Source organism: Pseudomonas sp. A6 (assembly GCF_052367875.1).
Lineage (GTDB): Bacteria > Pseudomonadota > Gammaproteobacteria > Pseudomonadales > Pseudomonadaceae > Pseudomonas > Pseudomonas citronellolis.
Window position 1 is genome coordinate 6907756 of the sequence record NZ_CP198970.1, and the last position, 16771, is coordinate 6924526.

General features: G+C 69.1%; 16 protein-coding genes. 6 read left to right on the forward strand and 10 right to left on the reverse strand.

Annotated elements, in window-relative coordinates; all coding sequences use genetic code 11:
* Positions 1-31: 31 nt before the first annotated feature.
* Both ACTWJ5_RS30345 and ACTWJ5_RS30350 read right to left on the reverse strand, forming a co-directional pair.
* The gene (locus ACTWJ5_RS30345) at positions 32-1405 is read right to left on the reverse strand and encodes a GTPase/DUF3482 domain-containing protein (protein ID WP_253392692.1); all 1374 of its coding nucleotides are present in this window, start codon (positions 1403-1405) and stop codon (positions 32-34) included.
* Positions 1398-2789: a DUF2868 domain-containing protein gene (locus ACTWJ5_RS30350; protein ID WP_444437129.1), complete on the reverse strand. Its 1392-nt coding sequence runs from the start codon at positions 2787-2789 to the stop codon at positions 1398-1400. Before ACTWJ5_RS30350 ends, ACTWJ5_RS30345 begins: the two co-directional genes overlap by 8 nt.
* 184 nt (positions 2790-2973) lie before the next feature.
* Between ACTWJ5_RS30350 and ACTWJ5_RS30355 the strand changes: the two genes are divergently transcribed.
* From ACTWJ5_RS30355 to ACTWJ5_RS30365, 3 genes are read left to right on the forward strand one after another with little or no spacing between them, the layout of a single operon-like run.
* The gene (locus tag ACTWJ5_RS30355) at positions 2974-3993 is read left to right on the forward strand and encodes a hypothetical protein (protein ID WP_116425125.1); all 1020 of its coding nucleotides are present in this window, start codon (positions 2974-2976) and stop codon (positions 3991-3993) included.
* Positions 3990-5051, forward strand: coding sequence for a hypothetical protein (locus ACTWJ5_RS30360; RefSeq protein ID WP_116425126.1), 1062 nt, complete (start codon positions 3990-3992; stop codon positions 5049-5051). Before ACTWJ5_RS30355 ends, ACTWJ5_RS30360 begins: the two co-directional genes overlap by 4 nt.
* Positions 5052-5070: 19 nt before the next feature.
* Positions 5071-5592 (forward strand): dihydrofolate reductase, encoded by a 522-nt coding sequence (locus ACTWJ5_RS30365; protein WP_253412703.1) that lies wholly within the window; start codon positions 5071-5073, stop codon positions 5590-5592.
* Positions 5593-5783: 191 nt separating this feature from the next.
* Here the strand turns inward: ACTWJ5_RS30365 and lgt are convergent, their stop codons facing one another.
* Positions 5784-6617, reverse strand: coding sequence for a prolipoprotein diacylglyceryl transferase (gene lgt, locus ACTWJ5_RS30370; RefSeq protein ID WP_444437130.1), 834 nt, complete (start codon positions 6615-6617; stop codon positions 5784-5786).
* 9 nt (positions 6618-6626) lie between these two features.
* Entirely contained in the window at positions 6627-7415 is a 789-nt protein-coding gene (locus ACTWJ5_RS30375; protein ID WP_058488080.1) for a sulfite exporter TauE/SafE family protein, read from the reverse strand.
* A gap of 193 nt (positions 7416-7608) precedes the next feature.
* On the opposite strand from ACTWJ5_RS30375, the gene ACTWJ5_RS30380 reads away from it, so the two are divergent.
* Positions 7609-8361 carry an NRDE family protein gene (locus tag ACTWJ5_RS30380; protein ID WP_444437131.1) on the forward strand — a complete coding sequence of 251 codons (753 nt, stop codon included), beginning with the start codon at positions 7609-7611 and terminating at the stop codon, positions 8359-8361.
* Between the two features lie 259 nt (positions 8362-8620).
* On the opposite strand, the gene ACTWJ5_RS30385 is transcribed toward ACTWJ5_RS30380, so the two are convergent.
* The 3 genes from ACTWJ5_RS30385 to ACTWJ5_RS30395 form a co-directional block, all read right to left on the reverse strand.
* Positions 8621-9643: a diguanylate cyclase domain-containing protein gene (locus ACTWJ5_RS30385; RefSeq protein WP_444437132.1), complete on the reverse strand. Its 1023-nt coding sequence runs from the start codon at positions 9641-9643 to the stop codon at positions 8621-8623.
* 75 nt (positions 9644-9718) lie between these two features.
* Positions 9719-11998, reverse strand: coding sequence for a phosphoenolpyruvate--protein phosphotransferase (gene ptsP / locus ACTWJ5_RS30390; protein WP_116425132.1), 2280 nt, complete (start codon positions 11996-11998; stop codon positions 9719-9721).
* Between the two features lie 21 nt (positions 11999-12019).
* Positions 12020-12499 (reverse strand): RNA pyrophosphohydrolase, encoded by a 480-nt coding sequence (locus tag ACTWJ5_RS30395; RefSeq protein WP_009613927.1) that lies wholly within the window; start codon positions 12497-12499, stop codon positions 12020-12022.
* 145 nt (positions 12500-12644) lie between these two features.
* Between ACTWJ5_RS30395 and ACTWJ5_RS30400 the strand changes: the two genes are divergently transcribed.
* Positions 12645-13304 (forward strand): HAD family hydrolase, encoded by a 660-nt coding sequence (locus ACTWJ5_RS30400; RefSeq protein ID WP_444437133.1) that lies wholly within the window; start codon positions 12645-12647, stop codon positions 13302-13304.
* Between the two features lie 6 nt (positions 13305-13310).
* Here the strand turns inward: ACTWJ5_RS30400 and ACTWJ5_RS30405 are convergent, their stop codons facing one another.
* The 3 genes from ACTWJ5_RS30405 to ilvA all read right to left on the reverse strand — a co-directional run bounded on the left by ACTWJ5_RS30405 (position 13311) and on the right by ilvA (position 15897).
* Positions 13311-13778, reverse strand: coding sequence for a DUF2269 family protein (locus tag ACTWJ5_RS30405; RefSeq protein WP_074980328.1), 468 nt, complete (start codon positions 13776-13778; stop codon positions 13311-13313).
* A 22-nt stretch (positions 13779-13800) separates the two neighbouring features.
* Entirely contained in the window at positions 13801-14268 is a 468-nt protein-coding gene (locus ACTWJ5_RS30410; protein WP_444437134.1) for a DUF2269 domain-containing protein, read from the reverse strand.
* A 114-nt stretch (positions 14269-14382) separates the two neighbouring features.
* Positions 14383-15897: a threonine ammonia-lyase, biosynthetic gene (gene ilvA / locus ACTWJ5_RS30415; protein ID WP_253412695.1), complete on the reverse strand. Its 1515-nt coding sequence runs from the start codon at positions 15895-15897 to the stop codon at positions 14383-14385.
* 137 nt (positions 15898-16034) lie between these two features.
* Here ilvA and rpiA point away from each other — a divergent pair, with 137 nt between their 5' ends.
* Positions 16035-16706 (forward strand): ribose-5-phosphate isomerase RpiA, encoded by a 672-nt coding sequence (gene rpiA / locus ACTWJ5_RS30420; protein ID WP_253392679.1) that lies wholly within the window; start codon positions 16035-16037, stop codon positions 16704-16706.
* Positions 16707-16771 lie beyond the last annotated feature (65 nt).

Consider the following 16771-nt stretch of genomic DNA (forward strand, 5'->3'; position numbering starts at 1 on the left):
AACGGCGTATAACCGCGAACGGTTATACGCCCTACCGTTCCAATAGCTGTTGAGCCAGGGCGTCGACCTGCTCCTGGCGTTCGCTCTTGTCCACCCGCTTGCGGCCATTCAAGGTCGACCATTCCGGGTGCGCCCGCGCCTTGCGCAGCGCCTCGGGCAGCTTGCCCTCGCGCCATTGCTTGTCTTCCGGCGAAGCAACGCGGATCGCCTCCATGGCCGCATGGCCCCGCGCCTGCAATGCCGCCAGCAACTGGCGCTGGCGCAGGGCGAGCAGGCGCAGCACGCTGTCGTCCACCGAGAGTTCGCGCTGGCCCTTGAGCTTGCCGAGCAGGCGCTGGCCGTAGTGGCCGACGGTCTGCCAGGCGCCGCCGGCCAGGGCGCCGAGGGCGGTGGCGGCGCCCAGGGTCAGGCCGCCCACCAGCAGGTCGATGCCCGCGCCAGCCGCGGCACCGGCAGCGACTCCGCCGCCCAGGCGCACGCCGAGCTGGCGCAGGGTTTCGGGGTTGAACAGATCATCGCCCCAGCGGCCGTCCAGCAGCGGCAGATCGGCAGCGCGGGCATCATCCTTGCGGAAGGCGTAGAGGCGCAGCAGGGCCTGCACGCAGGCTTCCTCGCGCTTGCGCACACGGTCGCGCAGGGCTTCGGTGGCTTTTCGAATGGCCTCGGCATCGCCCGGCACCAGGTCGCGGCAGGCAGCGACGTCCACCAACAGTTCGGCGATCAGCTTGGCGCCGGCTTCGCGGCGTGCCACGGCCTGGGCCTCGTGGTCCCGGATCAGCCGTTCCAGCTGCGGGCGCGACTTCTCCAGCAGCAGCGCCAGGCTTTCGTAGAGGCGCCGTTCGCCGTCCAGCGGCGGCGCCACGCTGTCGAAGCGCACCAGCGCGTGCAGGCCCAGGCGCGACAGGGCCTCGCGCCATTGCTCCTCGCGGTGGTTGGCGCTGGCGACGAAGTTCAGCACCGGCAGCAGCGGCCGCGCACAGCCGGCAAGCACCGCCAGCTCGTCGCGGTACTTGGCCAGCACCGGCTCGCGGGCGTCGATCACATAGAGCCCGGCGTCGGACGCCTGCAACTGGCGCAGCACCTTTGCCTCCTGCTCGAAGCGGCCGCGCGCCTCGCTGCCGTCGAGGAAGCGACGCAGCTTCTCCGGGCCGTCCAGGCGCTCGCCGGGGCGTTCCAGGGCGTCGAGGAAGTCGCGCAGGGCGATGGCGTCCTCCAGGCCCGGCGTATCGTACAGCTCCAGCAGCGACTCGCCGTCCACCGACAGGCGCGCGCCCTCGACGTGGCGGGTGGTGCTGGGACGGTGCGAGACCTCGCCGAAACCGACGTCGCGAGTCAAAGTGCGCAGCAGCGAGGTCTTGCCGACGTTGGTGTGGCCGACCACGGCCAGCCTGAGGGGCTCAGTCATGTCCACTCTCCAGCCAGGCCAGGGGCGATGCGCCACTGTGCGCCAGGTTCAGCTTGTCGATGGCGGCATGCCAGTCGGCCAGGCGGTCGCTGTCCAGGCCGCTGCCCACCGGCGGCTGCAGCAGCCAGACGCGGGTGGCGCCGGCGCAGCGCGACAGCTCGGCGATCAGCGCCAGGGTGCCGCGGTCCGGCGAGCGCCGTGGGTCGCAGGCGATGGCCAGGCGCGCCGGCGGGTAGCGGGTCAGCTGTTCCAGCAGGCGGCGGCGTTGCGCGCCATCGTCCAGCACGCCGGCATCGGCCACGCCGGCCGGCAGCTTCGGCGGCCAGGGCTGGCTGTCGTCCAGTTCGATGGCCACCAGCAAGGCGCCGTCCGCGCTGGCGGCGGGGTTCTGCGCCTGCGGCTCGACCAGGCTGGCCGGTGCGGCATCGTTGACGCCCAAGCGCTCGCTGCTGGGTAGCAGGCGTTCGCGCAGCAGACTGTAACCGGGCAGCGAGAGGTCCAGGCACAACGCCGCGCGGCCGCGGCGCCAGCGCCACAGGCAGAAGGCCCAGAGCAACAGGCGCGGCAGCAGCCCGTAGACCAGCAGGATGCCCACCAGCCAGCCGGCCCAGGCGTGGCGCGCCGCCTCGCTGGCCACCAGGGCATCGCCGCTGGCGCGCACCAGGTCGCTGTCCGGCAGCGGGAAGCCCAGCAGCGAAGGCAATGCGCCGAGGCCCTGGGTGAGGAAAACGAAGGTGTCGCCGCCGAGGATGGTGGTTTCCCAGACGAAGCCGTAGCGCCGCGTCGACAGCAACGCCAGCAGCACCACCATGGCCGCGCCCAAGGCCAGCAGCCACAGGCCGTGGACCAGCATGCCCAGCGCCCAGCGCGTCAGGCGCTGGCGGCCGAGCAGCACCAGCAGCGCCGGCGCCAGTTGCGCGGCGCGGGCATCGCGCGCCAGCTTGCCGCTCAGCCACAACCACAGGCGGCCCAGGGCCCCGGCCGCCTCGCCGCCGCCGAGGGCGAAGCCTGCGGCCCAGCCGAGCAGCATCAGCAGGTCCAGGCCGAGCAGGCTGGCCAGGGCCCAGAACACGTTGACCGGGCGCTGGCCGTCGCCGAGGGCGGCCAGGGCCAGGCCGGCGCCACTGAGCAGGGCGAGGAAGATCAGCAGGTAGAAGGCCAGTTGCGCGCCCTGTTTCCACAGGCGCAGGGCGCTGTCCAGCTCGTCGCGGCCGGCCAGCCACAGGGAGCGGTTCTCGATGCGCCGGGGCAGCTCGCCACCGGCGGCGATGGCGCGGCGGTTGGCCTCGGCGTCCTCCAGCGGGCCGGCCTGCTCCTCGCGCAGGCGCACGGCTTCGCACAGCCACAGTCGGTCGAAGGCGGAAGGTGGGGCGGTATCGCTCACGGGGTCTCCGGCGCTGGTTCCTGGGGCGCAAGCATAACCGCTGTGCTGCGCCGCGTCCGCCCGCCAGCTCTCCGGGGTAACGGTAACACCGGCGCCCGCCGACCGAACCAAGGAAGGGCTTACCCGGCGCGCCCACGGGTATAGGGTGCGAAAGCCAACCAGAACAACAACAACGAGGCCCGCCATGCCGCGCGTCCTGCCCTGCGCCCTGCTCCTGCTGGCCGCCGCCCACGCGGCGGCCGTGGAAACGCCCCCGGTGCGCCCCTCCGACTGGGGCCCGGACACCCCGCTGATGCAGGCGGTGCCGCCGCGCCAGCTGGACGACAAGGTCGGCCAGCGCGCCTCCGACAGTGACGAGTCGAAGCTGTGGATAAGCCACACCGACTTCCGTCTGCACGACGACATCGGCTTCTTCATCCGCCGCATGCTGATCCGCATGAGCTCCAACGGCCCCAAGGGCACGCCGCTGATGCTCGACGACCCCAGGAGCATGATCGCGCGCATCCAGGCCGGCGACATCTTCGTCGCCGACGCCACCCTCGCCACCCTGCTCAACGCCGAGCTGCGCAGCGCCGACGCGCCGGTGCGCAACCTGGTCCTGGCCACCCGCAAGGACGGCCAGGAAGTGCGCGGCGAGCTGCTGCGCAAGGGCCGCTGGCGGCCGCTGCGGATGCTCACCGGCATCGAGCAGGCCGGCCCGCTGAAGGTGGCGCTGGTGCCGCAACGCATCTTCGTCGACGGCGTGGACGTCACCCCTTCGCTGAGCGCCGCCTCCATCGAGATGTCCGAGGTGCTGCAGCTGCACACCGCACACATGCAGCTGCTCGGCAACCGCATCCTGGTCGACCTCGACGGCCTGTTCCCGCCGCCGCGCCTGGAGTTCGCCGTGAGCAGCCTGAAGCTGGCCGACGGCGGCATGGACCTGCTGCTGGGCGAAGACCTGGCCAGCCTGCAATGGCCGCAGTTGCAGGCGCCGGAGAGCTACATGTTCATCCAGGGCGGCGACATCAAGATGGCCCGCACCATCCTGGTCAAGGCCTACGCCCTGTTCACCAGCCTCAGCCCCGGCCAGCCGCTGCTGTTCAACCTCTACGACTACCGCCGCCAGTTGCAATACGGCGAGATCCGCCTGCGCCAGGACGGCATGGTGCACATCGCGGTGTCGCCGGTGAAGGCGCCCGCCCCGCAGGAGAAAGCCCTATGAAGCGCCTGCTGCCCCTGCTCCTCGCCCTGCCCCTGCTCGCGCAGGCGCAAAGCGCCATCGACCGCCAGCAGCAGGAGCTGCAGCTGCTGCGCCAGGGCTGGTTCCAGCAGACGCCGCCGGACGCCGGGCACGCCGCCAGCCGCCCGGGCGGCGTGCGCGATTCCGGCCAGGACGGCGTCGGCCTGCTGCTGCACAACGTGGACATGTACTTCGAGGGCGGCATCGGCTTCCACAGCCCGCAACTCAAGGGCTGGCTGGTGCCGCTGAAGGCCGGCGCGCCGGTGGATTTCGACCGCCCACAGGACATGCGCATCCAGGTCACCGAGGGCGAGGTGATCCTCGACCCGCAGCAACTGGCCGGCCTGTTCAACGAGCGCATCCTGGCTTATCCACAAAGCATGCTGCGCAACTTCAGCATGAGCATCGACGGCGAGCGCCTACGCGTCAGCGGCGAGGTGCAGCCCCTGGGCATCGGCCCCTGGCTGCCGCTGCGCCTGGCTGGCAGCGTGCGCCTGGAGGGCGACGAAATCCTCTACCAGCCGGACCAGGTCAAGGTCCTCGGCGTGCCGGCCTACGGCGCCATGAGCCTGGTCGGCCTGCACCTGGATTCGCTGGTCGACCTGCAGCGCCCCGGCGCCCTGCTGCGCGACAACGCCATGCGCCTGGACTACCACCGGGTGTTCCCGCTGGTGGGCATCGACGGCAAGGTCGACGCCGCCTGGCTCGATGCGCAGGGCCTGCACCTGCGCTTCGCCCGCCCGGCCGGCAGCCCGCCGCCGCGCTTCGAGCCGCCCACCCTGGCCGGCCCTTCGTACATCTGGCTGCAATCGGGCGACCTGAAGATCTTCGAGATCCTCATCACCTACGCGCAGGTGCTGCTCAAGGCCGAGCAGCCCGGCCAGACGCTGGTGTTCAGACTCAAGGACTACCGCAAGGTGCTGGCCACCGGCATCACCCAGGTCAACGAGGACGGCACCTTCTTCATGCGCGTGCCGCCCTACGCGAACGACGCGCCGGCCCAGCGGCTGGTATCCTCTGCCACCGATGGATCACCCTGAGCACATGACCGGAGCCACGATGTCCCAAGCCCCTTCCCGCCTGCCGCTGGCGATGATCGCCGCCCTCGCCGAGAACCGCGTGATCGGCATCGACAACCGCCTGCCCTGGCACCTGCCGGCCGACCTCAAGCACTTCAAGGCGCTGACCCTGGGCAAGCCGATCATCATGGGCCGCAAGACCTGGGACTCCCTCGGCCGCCCGCTACCCGGCCGGCTCAACCTGGTGGTCAGCCGCCAGGCCAGCCTGCAGTTGGAAGGCGCCGAGGTGTTCACTTCGCTGGACGCTGCGCTGCAACGCGCCGACGCCTGGGCGCGGGAGGAAGAAGCCGAGGAGCTGATGCTGATCGGCGGCGCCCAACTCTACGCCGAGGCCCTGCCCGTGGCCGAGCGCCTGTACCTGACCCGCGTGGCCCTGAGCCCGGCGGGCGACGCGCGCTTCCCCGAGGTGGACGAAAGCCGCTGGCACCTGGCGTCGAGCATCGAGCATGAAGCGACGGCGGAAACGCCGGCCTATGCCTTCGAGGTCTGGGACCGCGCTTGAGGGGCTCTTGGCCTGACAGGATCGACTGTCTTGCCCACTGAACCGAGGTGCTTTCCGTAGGATGGGTTGAGCTTGCGAAACCCATGCGGCGGTGGTGATGGGTATCGCTTCGCTCAACCCATCCTACGGGTGTCGCGTTTGCCGGAGGAGGCAGGCGGGCTTGCTCGCTTCTACGACAAGCCGCCGTCCCGTCAGTTGGTCGCCGGCTTCGCCGCCGCGCGGCGGTAGGCCCAGACCATCAGGGCGATGCCGCCGAGGATCATCGGCACGCACAGCAGTTGGCCCATGGTCAGCCAGTCCCAGGCCAGGTAGCCCGGACCGCCGTTGCCGCCGGCGCCCTGGTCGGCGTCGGGCAGGCGGAAGAACTCGACGAAGAAGCGGAAGCAGCCGTAGCAGAGGATGAACAGGCCCGACACCGAGGCGGTCGGCCGCGGCTTGCGCGAGAACATCCAGAGGATGGCGAACAGCACTATGCCTTCCAGGCCGAACTCGTACAGCTGCGACGGGTGGCGCGGCAGCTGCGCCGGGTCGCTGTAGGGCGGGAAGATCATCGCCCAGGGCACGTCGGTGGGCTTGCCCCACAGCTCGGCGTTGATGAAGTTGCCGATGCGCCCGGCGCCCAGGCCGATCGGCACCAGCGGGGCGATGAAGTCCATCAGCTGGAAGAAGCTCTTGCCGTTGCGCTTGCCGAACCACCAGGTGGCCAGCATCACTCCGATCAGCCCGCCGTGGAACGACATGCCGCCTTCCCAGACCTTGAACAGGTTCAGCGGGTTGGCCAGGTAGAAGTCCAGCTTGTAGAACAGCACGTAGCCCAGGCGCCCGCCGAGCACCACGCCGCAAGCGACCCAGAACACCAGGTCGGAGAGCTTTTCCTTGCTCCAGGTCGGGTCGAAGCGGTTCAGTCGGCGCGAGGCCAGCAGCCAGGCGCCGCCGATGCCGATCAGGTACATCAGCCCGTACCAGTGGATCTTCAGGGGGCCGAGCGACACCGCGACGGGGTCGATCTGTGGATAGGGCAGCATCGCTTACTCCTAGGGTTTGATCAGGAAACTCATGCCGATGCAGAACATCAGCAGAGCGAACAGGCGCTTGAGCACCTTGGCCGGCAGGCGGTGCGCCAGGCGCGCGCCGATGCGGGCGAAGAACATGCTGGTGACGGCAATGCCCACCAGCGCCGGCAGGTAGACGAAGCCGAGGCTCCACTGCGGCAGCTCGGGCCGGTGCCAGCCGACCATGATGAAAGAAATCGCCCCGGCGATGGCGATGGGCAGACCGCAGGCCGAGGACGTAGCCACCGCCTGCTGCATGGAGACGCCGCGCCAGGACAGGAAAGGCACGGTCAGCGAGCCGCCACCGATGCCGAAGATCGCCGAGGCCCAGCCGATGAAGCCGCCGGCCGCGCCCAACCCGCCCTTGCCCGGCAGGCTGCCGCCGGCCTTGGGTTGCAGGCCCAGGGTCATCTGGATGGAGATGAGCACGGCGAAGACGCCGATGATCTTCTGCAGCACCGCTCCCTTGATGGCCGAGGCGGTCAGCGCGCCCAGGGCGCTGCCGACGACGATGCCCACGGTCATCCACAGGAACACCGGCCAGAGCACCGCGCCGCGGCGATGGTGTTCGAGGATGGAATTGACCGAGGTGAAGACGATGGTCGCCAGCGAGGTGCCCACCGCCATCTGCGTCAGCACCTCGACGGGAAAGCCATGGGCGGTGAAGCTGAACACCAGCACCGGGACGATGATCAGGCCACCGCCGACGCCGAACAACCCGGCCAGCACGCCTGCGCAGGCACCCAGCACCAGGTAGAGAAGGAACTCCATGGAGACCTCGGGTGGCAAAAGCGGCATGGTACCGAAAATGCGCCGGCGACGGCAGCCGCCCGCGGTGGAACAGGCCTTTCGGTACCAATATGAAAGAAATTTCATCGTGCGCCGTGCCCGGACGACGGCGGCTATTGAGTTGCCACCGCCAGTTACCTACCCTGCCTGAACCACCACCGCAGGGCCCTGCCCCATGTGCCTGATCGTCCTTGCCTGGCGCCCCGGACACGCCATGCCGCTGATAGTCGCGGCCAACCGCGATGAGTTCTATGCCCGCCCCACCCTGCCGCTGGCGGCGTGGGAGGATGCGCCGGGCGTGTATGCCGGGCGCGACCTGGAGGCCGGAGGCACCTGGATGGGCCTGGGGCCTGGCGGGCGCTTCGCGGCGCTGACCAACGTGCGTGATCCGGGCCAACCGCTGGGGCCGCGCTCCCGTGGTGAACTGGTGGCCGGCTTCCTGCGCGGGTGCCAGGCGCCGCTGGATTACCTGGCCGAGGTGCAGCGCCGCGCCGCCGAGTATTCGGGCTTCAACCTGCTGGTCGGCGATGCCCGTCAGCTCTGCTACTTCAATCCCCGCGATGGCGAGCCACGGGAGTTGCCGGCCGGGCTGCACGGGCTGTCCAACGCTTCGCTGGACACGCCCTGGCCCAAGCTGCTGCGTGCCCGCGCCGCGCTGGAGGAACACCTCGACGAAGCCGAGCCCGGGGCATTGCTGGGACTGCTCGGCGACCACGAGCGCCCCGGCGACGAACGGCTGCCGGAAACCGGCGTCGGCCTGGCTACCGAGCGCCTGCTGTCCAGCGTGTTCATCGCCAGCGCCAACTACGGCACCCGCGCCAGCAGCGTGCTGCGCGTGCATGCCGATGGGCGCCGGGAGTTCATCGAGCGCAGCTTCGGGCCGGAGGGGGCCCATCTGGGCGAGGTGCGCCTGGAGCTCAACACCTAGGGGAAGGTTGGTTTTGTAGGAGCGAGCTTGCTCGCGAACGAACCCCGCTGCGAAGTCCGTTCGCGAGCAAGCTCGCTCCTACGAAAAGCATCCCGGCGCCCAGGCGGCGGCGTATAACCGCGAACGGTTATACGCCCTACGGTTCCAGGGAAGCACGGACGTAGGAGCGGACTCCGTCCGCGATGGCCAACCTACCGCGCCAATCCCATGTAGGAGCGCGCCCTGCCCGCGAAATCGCGGGCAGGGCCCGCTCCTGCGCCTAGCACACCTCGATGGCATCGCGCAGGCGCTTGGCCCGGTAGAGGGCGTCGTCCAGGCGGCGCAGCAGGTTTTCCAGGGGTTCGGCGCGGCGCATGCCGGCCAGAGCGAAGCTGGCGGTGAGCGGTTGTTCCAGGTCGGTGCAGGCCTCGCGGATGTGCAGGCGCAGGCGCTCGGCTAGGCGGCTGGCGGAGGCCAGCGGGGTGTTCGGCAGCAGCACGATGAATTCCTCGCCGCCCCAGCGGGCGAAGCAATCTTCTTCGCGCAGGGTCTGGCGCACCGCCTGGGTCACCGTCACCAGCACGCGGTCGCCGACGGGATGGCCCAGCAGGTCGTTGATGCGCTTGAAGTGGTCGAGGTCGAACATCAGCAGGCTGACCGGCTGGTCGTGGCGCTGCAGGCGCTGCCATTCCTGCTGCAGGCTGCTTTCGAAGCGGCGCCGGTTGAAGATCTGCGTCAGCGGGTCGGTTTCGCTCAGGCGCACCGCCACCGCGGCCTGTTCGGCCAGGGCCAGGTTGGCCTGGCGCAGGGCCTCGGTGCGTTGTTCGACCAGTTGTTCCAGGTTGCGGTTGAGTTCGTGCAGCTCTTCGTTGCGGCGCTTGAGTTCCAGCTCGATCAGCTTGCGCTCGTGGATGTTGTGGTGGGCGCCGATCATCCGTGTGGCGCGGCCCTGGTCGTCGAATTCGACGAAGCGGCCGTGATCCCTTATCCACAGGTATTCGCCATTGGCGCAAAGGCAGCGGTACTCCTCGGCGTAGGCCGCCTGCCGGCCGTCCAGGTAGGCCTGGAAGCTGCGCATGACGCGGGGGAAGTCGTCCGGGTGGATCACCGAGTGCCAGGTGGCGACGTTTTCCGGCAGGCCGTCGATGGGGTAGCCGAGCATGCGGTACCAGCCGGGGCTGCGCTTGACGTCGTCGTTGCGGATATCCCAATCCCAGATGCCGTCGCTGACGATCTCCAGGGCATAGCGCAGGGTCTTCTCGATGGCTTCGCGGTCGCCCGCGAGCGCTTGCTGCTCGTCCATAAGCCTTCTCCCGGCGCTGCCGGTTGTACAGGGCCCCGGGGACGACTCAGCTCCGGGGAGGGCGGCGCTCCAGGCTCAGCCCTGGACGGTCGCCGCCGGGTTGATCACCCGGCCGAGGCCGAGGTTGCGCAATGCCAGGTGCAGGGAGCTGTGGATCACCTGCGGGTTGTCGAAGGTCATCAGCTGGCCGAGCAGCTCGCGGGCCTTGCCCAGGGTGATCTGGCGCAGCAGCCACTTCACCTTGGGCAGGTTGGTGGCGTTCATCGACAGCGAGTCGAAGCCCATGGCCATCAGCAGCACCGCCGCCGCCGGGTCGCCGGCCATCTCGCCGCAGATGCTCACCGGCTTGCCTTCGGCGTGGGCGTCGTCAACCACCTTCTTCAGCGCCTGCAGCACCGCCGGGTGCAGGTAGTCGTAGAGGTCGGCCACGCGCGGGTTGTTGCGGTCCACCGCCAGCAGGTACTGGGTCAGGTCGTTGGAGCCGACCGAGAGGAAGTCCACCTGGCGCGCCAGTTCGCGGGTCTGGTACACCGCCGCGGGGATCTCCACCATCATGCCGATCGGCGGCATGGGGATGTCCACGCCTTCGTCGCGGATCTCGCCCCAGGCGCGGTGGATCAGGTGCAGCGCCTCTTCCAGCTCGTGGGTGCCGGAGATCATCGGCAGCAGGATGCGCAGGTTGTTCAGGCCCTCGCTGGCCTTGAGCATGGCGCGGGTCTGCACCAGGAAGATTTCAGGGTGGTCGAGGGTGACGCGGATGCCGCGCCAGCCGAGGAAGGGGTTGTCTTCCTTGATCGGGAAGTAGGACAGCGCCTTGTCGCCGCCGATGTCCAGGGTGCGCATGGTCACCGGCAGCGGGTGGAAGGCCGAGAGCTGCTCGCGGTAGATCGCCAGCTGCTCCTTTTCGCTGGGAAAGCGGTCGTTGATCATGAACGGCACTTCCGTGCGGTACAGGCCAACGCCCTCGGCGCCGCGCTCCTGGGCGCGGGCCACGTCGGCCAGCAGGCCGGTGTTGACCCACAGCGGCATGCGGTGGCCGTCGAGGGTCTCGCAGGGCAGCTCGCGCAGCGCGGCCAGGCCCTTGCTCAGTTCCTTCTCTTCGGCGACCACTTCGCCGTACTGCTTGACCAACTGCGGCGACGGGTTGGTGTAGATCTCGCCATGGTAGCCGTCGACGATCAGGTCGATGCCGTCGACCTTGGAGTATGGCAGGTCGACCGCGCCCATCACCGTGGGGATGCCCATGGCGCGGGCGAGGATGGCCACGTGGGAGTTGCCCGAACCGAGCACCGAGATCAGCCCCACCAGCTTGCCTTCGGGCACCTCGCCGAGCATCGCCGGGGACAGTTCCTCGCTGACGATGATGGTCTGGTCCGGGTAGGTGAGGGTCTGCTTACGTTCTTCCTGCAGGTAGGCGAGGATGCGCCGGCCGATGTCCTTGACGTCGGAGGCGCGCTCGCGCAGGTAGGCGTCGTCCATCAGCTCGAAGCGTGCGACGTGTTCCATCACTACCTGGCGCAGGGCGCCCTGGGCCCACTGGCCAGAGCGGATGATGCGCTTGACCTCCTGGCCGATGGAGGCGTCGTCGAGCATCATCAGGTAGACGTCGAACAGCGCGCGCTCTTCCTTGCGCAGCTGGGTGGCCAGCTTGCTGGAGAGGTTGCGCATGTCTTCGCGGACGGCTTCCAGGGCCTGCTTGAACAGCTCGACCTCGGCCTCGACGTCGTCGATGGGCTTGTCCGGGACCACTTCCAGGTCGGCCGGCGGCAGCACCACCACGGCCTTGCCCACGGCCACGCCGGGGGCGCCGGGCACGCCGACGAACTTGGCTTCCTGGATGCCCTTGCCGAGCTTGCCCAGGCCGCGGATCGAACCGGTGGCCTCGGCATGGGCGATGACCCCGGCCAGCTGCGCGCTCATGGTCACCAGGAAGGCTTCCTCGCCTTCGTCGAACTGGCGCTTTTCCTTCTGCTGCACCACCAGCACGCCCATCACCCGGCGGTGGTGGATGATCGGGGCGCCGAGGAAGGAGGCGTAGCGTTCCTCGCCGGTCTCAGCGAAGTAGCGGTAGCGCGGGTGCTCGGAGGCGTTCTCCAGGTTCAGCGGCTCCTCGCGGGTGCCGACCAGGCCCACCAGGCCCTCGTTGGGGGCCATGCTGACCTTGCCGATGGAGCGCTTGTTCAGGCCCTCGGTGGCCATCAGGACGAAGCGGTTGGTCTCGGCGTCGAGCAGATAGACCGAGCACACCTGGGTGCCCATGGCTTCCTTGACCCGCTGCACGATGATGCCCAGCGCCGCCCTCAGGTCCTTGGCGGCGTTCACTTCCTGGACGATCTTGCGCAGCGTGTTGAGCATGCTCAGGGCCTTATCTCCTCTTCAGTCCCGCGCCAGAAGGCGCGGCGCCAGTTCCTTCAGGGCGCGCCGGTAGACCTCGCGCTTGAAGGTCACCACCTGCCCCAGGGGATACCAGTAACTCACCCAGCGCCAGCCATCGAATTCCGGCTTGCCGGTCACATCCATGCGTACCCGGTTCTCGTCGCCGGTGAGGCGCAGCAGGAACCACTTCTGTTTCTGGCCGATGCACAGCGGCTGGCTGTTGGTACGCACCAGCCGCTGCGGCAGACGATAGCGCAACCAGCCGCGGGTGCAGGCGAGAATGCGCACATCCTGCTCCTCCAGGCCGACTTCCTCGTTCAACTCGCGGAACAGCGCCTCTTCAGGAGTTTCCCGGGCGTTGATGCCGCCCTGCGGGAACTGCCAGGCCTCCTGGTTGATGCGCCGCGCCCACAGAACCTGACCGGCCTCGTTGGAGAGGATGATGCCGACATTGGGGCGAAAACCATCGGGATCGATCACGGCGGTACATCCTCGAAAACGCGTGTGCCCGCATTGTTCCACAAAGCCTGTGACAGCGGCAACGCGAGGCTTGGCGCGCATGGGCAGGGCCGGCAAAAGCCGTTACTCTAGGCGACTTTTCCGCTTTCGCAATTAATGGTGAACCATGGCGCGTCTGGCCCTTTTCGACCTCGACAACACTCTGCTGGCCGGCGACAGCGACCACAGCTGGGGCGAGTGGCTGTGCCAGCGCGGCCTGGTCGACGCCGGCGAGTACCAGGCGCGCAACGATGCCTTCTATACCGACTACCAGGCTGGCACCCTGGACGTGTTCGCCTACCAGGCCTTCACCCAGGCGATCCTCGGCCGCAACAGCCTGGAGCAGCTGGCCATCTGGCATCGCCAGTTCATGGAGGAGGTCATCGAGCCGATCATCCTGCCCCGCGGCGAAGCCCTGCTGGCCGAGCACCGCGCCGCCGGCGACCGCCTGGTGATCATCACCGCCACCAACCGCTTCGTCACCGGCCCCATCGCCGAGCGCCTGGGCGTGGAAACGCTGATCGCCACCGAGTGCGAGATGCGCGACGGCCTCTACACCGGCCGCACCTTCGACGTGCCCTGCTTCCAGGGCGGCAAGGTGACCCGCCTGCAGCGCTGGCTGCAGGAAACCGGCATGAGCCTGGACGGCAGCTACTTCTACAGCGACTCGCGCAACGACCTGCCGCTGCTGGAAGTGGTGGCCCACCCGGTGGCGGTCGACCCGGACGAGGTCCTGCGCACCACCGCCCAGGAGCGCGGCTGGCCGGTGCTCAGCCTGCGCGACTGAGGCGCCTCACAGCGGCTTGTTGACCATCAGCCAGAAGATCGCCAGGAAGGCCAGGAACGCCGGCCAGCCCAAGGCGAACCACCAGCGCATATAGAAGAAGGCTTGCGGCGGCAACGCGGTTCCCGCCGCCGTCGCCGCCTCGGCCAGGTCGCGCACGCGAATCTGCAGCCACACCACCGGCAGCCAGCAGAGCCCGGCGAACACGTACAGCCCCAGGCTCCACAGCAGCCAGCCCTGGGCCAGCGGCCAGCCGGCCCAGTACGCCAGGCCCAGGCCGCTGAGCGGCTGGAACACGGCGCTGGTGGCGATGAACAGCCAGTCGGCGCTGACCAGGTGGCGGAAGGTCGTGGCGATGACCTGCAACTGCCCGCTGCGCCAGGCCCGCCAGGCGTAGTAGGCCGAGCCCAGGCCGGTGCCGAACAGCAGGGTGGCGGTCAGGATGTGCAGGGTCTTGAGCAGCAGGTAGGGACTCATCGGCGCTCCATCGCCATCGAATTCACAGCGGCTTGGCCAGCATCAGCGCCAGTATCGCCAGCCAGCTGAGCAGGGCCAGGGCGAAGAACGACGCGCCGAAGCGCAGCTCGCGCACCACGCGCTCGGCCAGCGGCTCGTCGCTGTCGCGGGCGCTCACCGCCAGGGCGCGGATGCGCCACAGGCGGCTGGTGAACAGCAGCCAGAAGATCGCCACCAGGATCAGCAGGCAGGCGCTGGCCAGCAGCCAGGTCTGCCCCAGCGGGAAGCCGGCGCGGTGGACCATCTGCCAGCCGGTCAGCGGCAGGCTGACGACGCTGCCGGCCACCAGCACCCAGGCCGCCAGGCCGATGCGCAGCAGCGCCTTGGCCAGCGCGCCGGCATCCCCGCCGCGCCAGCTGCGCCAGCCGTACCAGGCGAGGCCGGCGATGGCCAGCAGCGGCACGGCCACGGCGACGCCGTGGAGGATCTTGAGGGTCTGGTAGGTTTCCATGCGGGCGGTCCCTGTCGCGATTCGTGGCTGTTCCCTCAGCCTAGCAGCGCTGCCGGCCGGCGGGTCGAACTGGGACAGCGGGCGCTGCCCCGGCGTTCCCCGCCGGCCGTGGCGTCAACCCAGGAACAGCCTGTACGCCGGGTTGTCGCTCTCGTCCCAGTACGGGTAGCCGATCTCTTCCAGCGCCTGCACCACCAGGTGGCGCTCCTCCTCCGGCACCTGCAGGCCGGCGACCACGCGGCCGTCGGCGGCGCCGTGGTTGCGGTAGTGGAACATGGTGATGTTCCAGCGCCCGCCGAGCTTGTTGAGGAAGTTGAACAGCGCGCCGGGGCGCTCGGGGAACTCGAAGCGGAACACCTGCTCGTCGCTGACCCGCGGCGAATGGCCGCCGACCATGTGGCGGATGTGCAGCTTGGCCAGTTCGTTGTCGGTCAGGTCCAGCACCGGGAAGCCCTGCTCGCGCAGCTGCTCGACCAGCACCGCGCGCGGGTCGCTGTCCGGGTGGGTCTGCACGCCGACGAAGATGTGCGCTTCGCTGTCGGTGTTGTAGCGGTAGTTGAACTCGGTGATCTGGCGCTTGCCGATGGCCTCGCAGAAGGCCTTGAAGCTGCCCGGGCGCTCGGGGATGGTCACGGCGATGATGGCTTCGCGCTTCTCGCCCAGCTCGGCGCGCTCGGCCACGTGGCGCAGGCGGTCGAAGTTGATGTTGGCGCCGGAGTCGATGGCCACCAGTGTCTGCCCGCGGGCGTTGTCGCGCTCGACGTACTTCTTGATCCCGGCCACCGCCAGGGCGCCGGCGGGCTCGGTGATGGAGCGGGTGTCGTCGTAGATGTCCTTGATCGCCGCGCAGATTTCGTCGGTGCTGACGGTGATGACTTCATCCACGTACCGCTTGCAGATGTCGAAGGTGTGCTGGCCGATCTGCGCCACCGCCACGCCGTCGGCGAACAGCCCGACCTGGCTCAGCACCACGCGCTCGCCGGCGGCCATGGCGGCCTGCAGGCAGTTGGAGTCGTCCGGCTCGACGCCGATGACCTTGACCTCCGGGCGCAGGTACTTCACATAGGCGGCGATGCCGGCGATCAGCCCGCCGCCGCCCACCGGCACGAAGATGGCGTCCAGGCGGCCCGGGTGCTGGCGGAGGATCTCCATGGCCACGGTGCCCTGGCCGGCGATCACGTCCGGATCGTCATAGGGGTGGATGTAGACGTAGCCCTTCTCTTCCACCAGCTTCAGCGAATACGCCAGCGCCTCGGGGAAGGCGTCGCCGTGCAGCACCGCCTTGCCGCCGCGGGCGCGCACGCCCTGGACCTTCAGCTCGGGCGTGGTGCGCGGCATGACGATGGTCGCCTTCACCCCCAGTTCCTTCGCCGCCAGGGCCACGCCCTGGGCGTGGTTGCCGGCCGAGGCGGTGACCACGCCGCGCGCCAGTTCCTCGCGGCTCAGCTGCGCCAGCTTGTTGTAGGCGCCGCGGATCTTGAAGGAGAACACCGGCTGCAGGTCCTCGCGCTTGAGCAGCACCTGGTTGTCCAGGCGCTCGGAGAGGCGGCGGGCCGGTTGCAGGGGCGTTTCCTCGGCGACGTCGTAGACGCGCGAGGTGAGGATCTTCTTGACGTACTGTTCGAGCATCGGGGCGGGCTTCGCAGGGACGGGGCACAAAGCCGGCAGTCTACTCCAGTCGGCCGCCGCCGGGAGCGGCGAATCCACATTCGCCCGGCGGCCCCGCTATAATCCGCGCCCCAAGCCCTCTTTGCCGGAACCCCCAGATGAACCAGGACCAGCTCAAGCAGGCCGTGGCCCAGGCCGCCGTCGACCACATCCTCCCGCACCTCGACAGCAAGAGCATCGTCGGCGTCGGCACCGGCTCCACCGCCAACTTCTTCATCGACCTGCTGGCCAGGCACAAGGCCGAGTTCGACGGCGCCGTGGCCAGCTCCGAGGCCACCGCGCAGCGCCTAAAGGGCCACGGCATCCCGGTCTACGACCTGAACAGCGTCGGCGAGCTGGAGTTCTACGTCGACGGCGCCGACGAGAGCAACGAGCGCCTGGAGCTGATCAAGGGCGGCGGCGCCGCGCTGACCCGCGAGAAGATAGTCGCGGCCGTGGCCAAGCAGTTCATCTGCATCGCCGACCAGAGCAAGCTGGTGCCCCTGCTCGGCGCCTTCCCGCTGCCGGTGGAAGTCATCCCCATGGCCCGCAGCCACGTGGCCCGCCAACTGGTCAAGCTGGGCGGCGACCCGGTCTACCGCGACGGCGTGCTGACCGACAACGGCAACATCATCCTCGACGTGCACAACCTGCGCATCGACAGCCCGGTGGCCCTGGAAGAGAAGATCAACAACATCGTCGGCGTGGTCACCGTGGGCCTGTTCGCCGCGCGCCCGGCCGACCTGCTGCTGCTCGGCACCGCCGAGGGCGTGAAGACGCTCAAGGCCTGACCTATTCGCGCCCATGGACGGGCGCCCGGCAACGACTAGGCTTAGGCTGTTCGCGCAACGCGCCG

Coding starts and splice junctions, on each gene's coding strand:
- ACTWJ5_RS30345 (WP_253392692.1), bottom strand. CDS start 1,405: ATGACTGAGCCCCTCAGGCTGGCCGTGGTCGGCCACACCAACGTCGGC.
- ACTWJ5_RS30355 (WP_116425125.1), top strand. CDS start 2,974: ATGCCGCGCGTCCTGCCCTGCGCCCTGCTCCTGCTGGCCGCCGCCCAC.
- ACTWJ5_RS30360 (WP_116425126.1), top strand. CDS start 3,990: ATGAAGCGCCTGCTGCCCCTGCTCCTCGCCCTGCCCCTGCTCGCGCAG.
- ACTWJ5_RS30365 (WP_253412703.1), top strand. CDS start 5,071: ATGTCCCAAGCCCCTTCCCGCCTGCCGCTGGCGATGATCGCCGCCCTC.
- lgt (WP_444437130.1), bottom strand. CDS start 6,617: ATGCTGCCCTATCCACAGATCGACCCCGTCGCGGTGTCGCTCGGCCCC.
- ACTWJ5_RS30375 (WP_058488080.1), bottom strand. CDS start 7,415: ATGGAGTTCCTTCTCTACCTGGTGCTGGGTGCCTGCGCAGGCGTGCTG.
- ACTWJ5_RS30380 (WP_444437131.1), top strand. CDS start 7,609: ATGTGCCTGATCGTCCTTGCCTGGCGCCCCGGACACGCCATGCCGCTG.
- ACTWJ5_RS30385 (WP_444437132.1), bottom strand. CDS start 9,643: ATGGACGAGCAGCAAGCGCTCGCGGGCGACCGCGAAGCCATCGAGAAG.
- ptsP (WP_116425132.1), bottom strand. CDS start 11,998: ATGCTCAACACGCTGCGCAAGATCGTCCAGGAAGTGAACGCCGCCAAG.
- ACTWJ5_RS30400 (WP_444437133.1), top strand. CDS start 12,645: ATGGCGCGTCTGGCCCTTTTCGACCTCGACAACACTCTGCTGGCCGGC.
- ACTWJ5_RS30405 (WP_074980328.1), bottom strand. CDS start 13,778: ATGAGTCCCTACCTGCTGCTCAAGACCCTGCACATCCTGACCGCCACC.
- ACTWJ5_RS30410 (WP_444437134.1), bottom strand. CDS start 14,268: ATGGAAACCTACCAGACCCTCAAGATCCTCCACGGCGTCGCCGTGGCC.
- ilvA (WP_253412695.1), bottom strand. CDS start 15,897: ATGCTCGAACAGTACGTCAAGAAGATCCTCACCTCGCGCGTCTACGAC.
- rpiA (WP_253392679.1), top strand. CDS start 16,035: ATGAACCAGGACCAGCTCAAGCAGGCCGTGGCCCAGGCCGCCGTCGAC.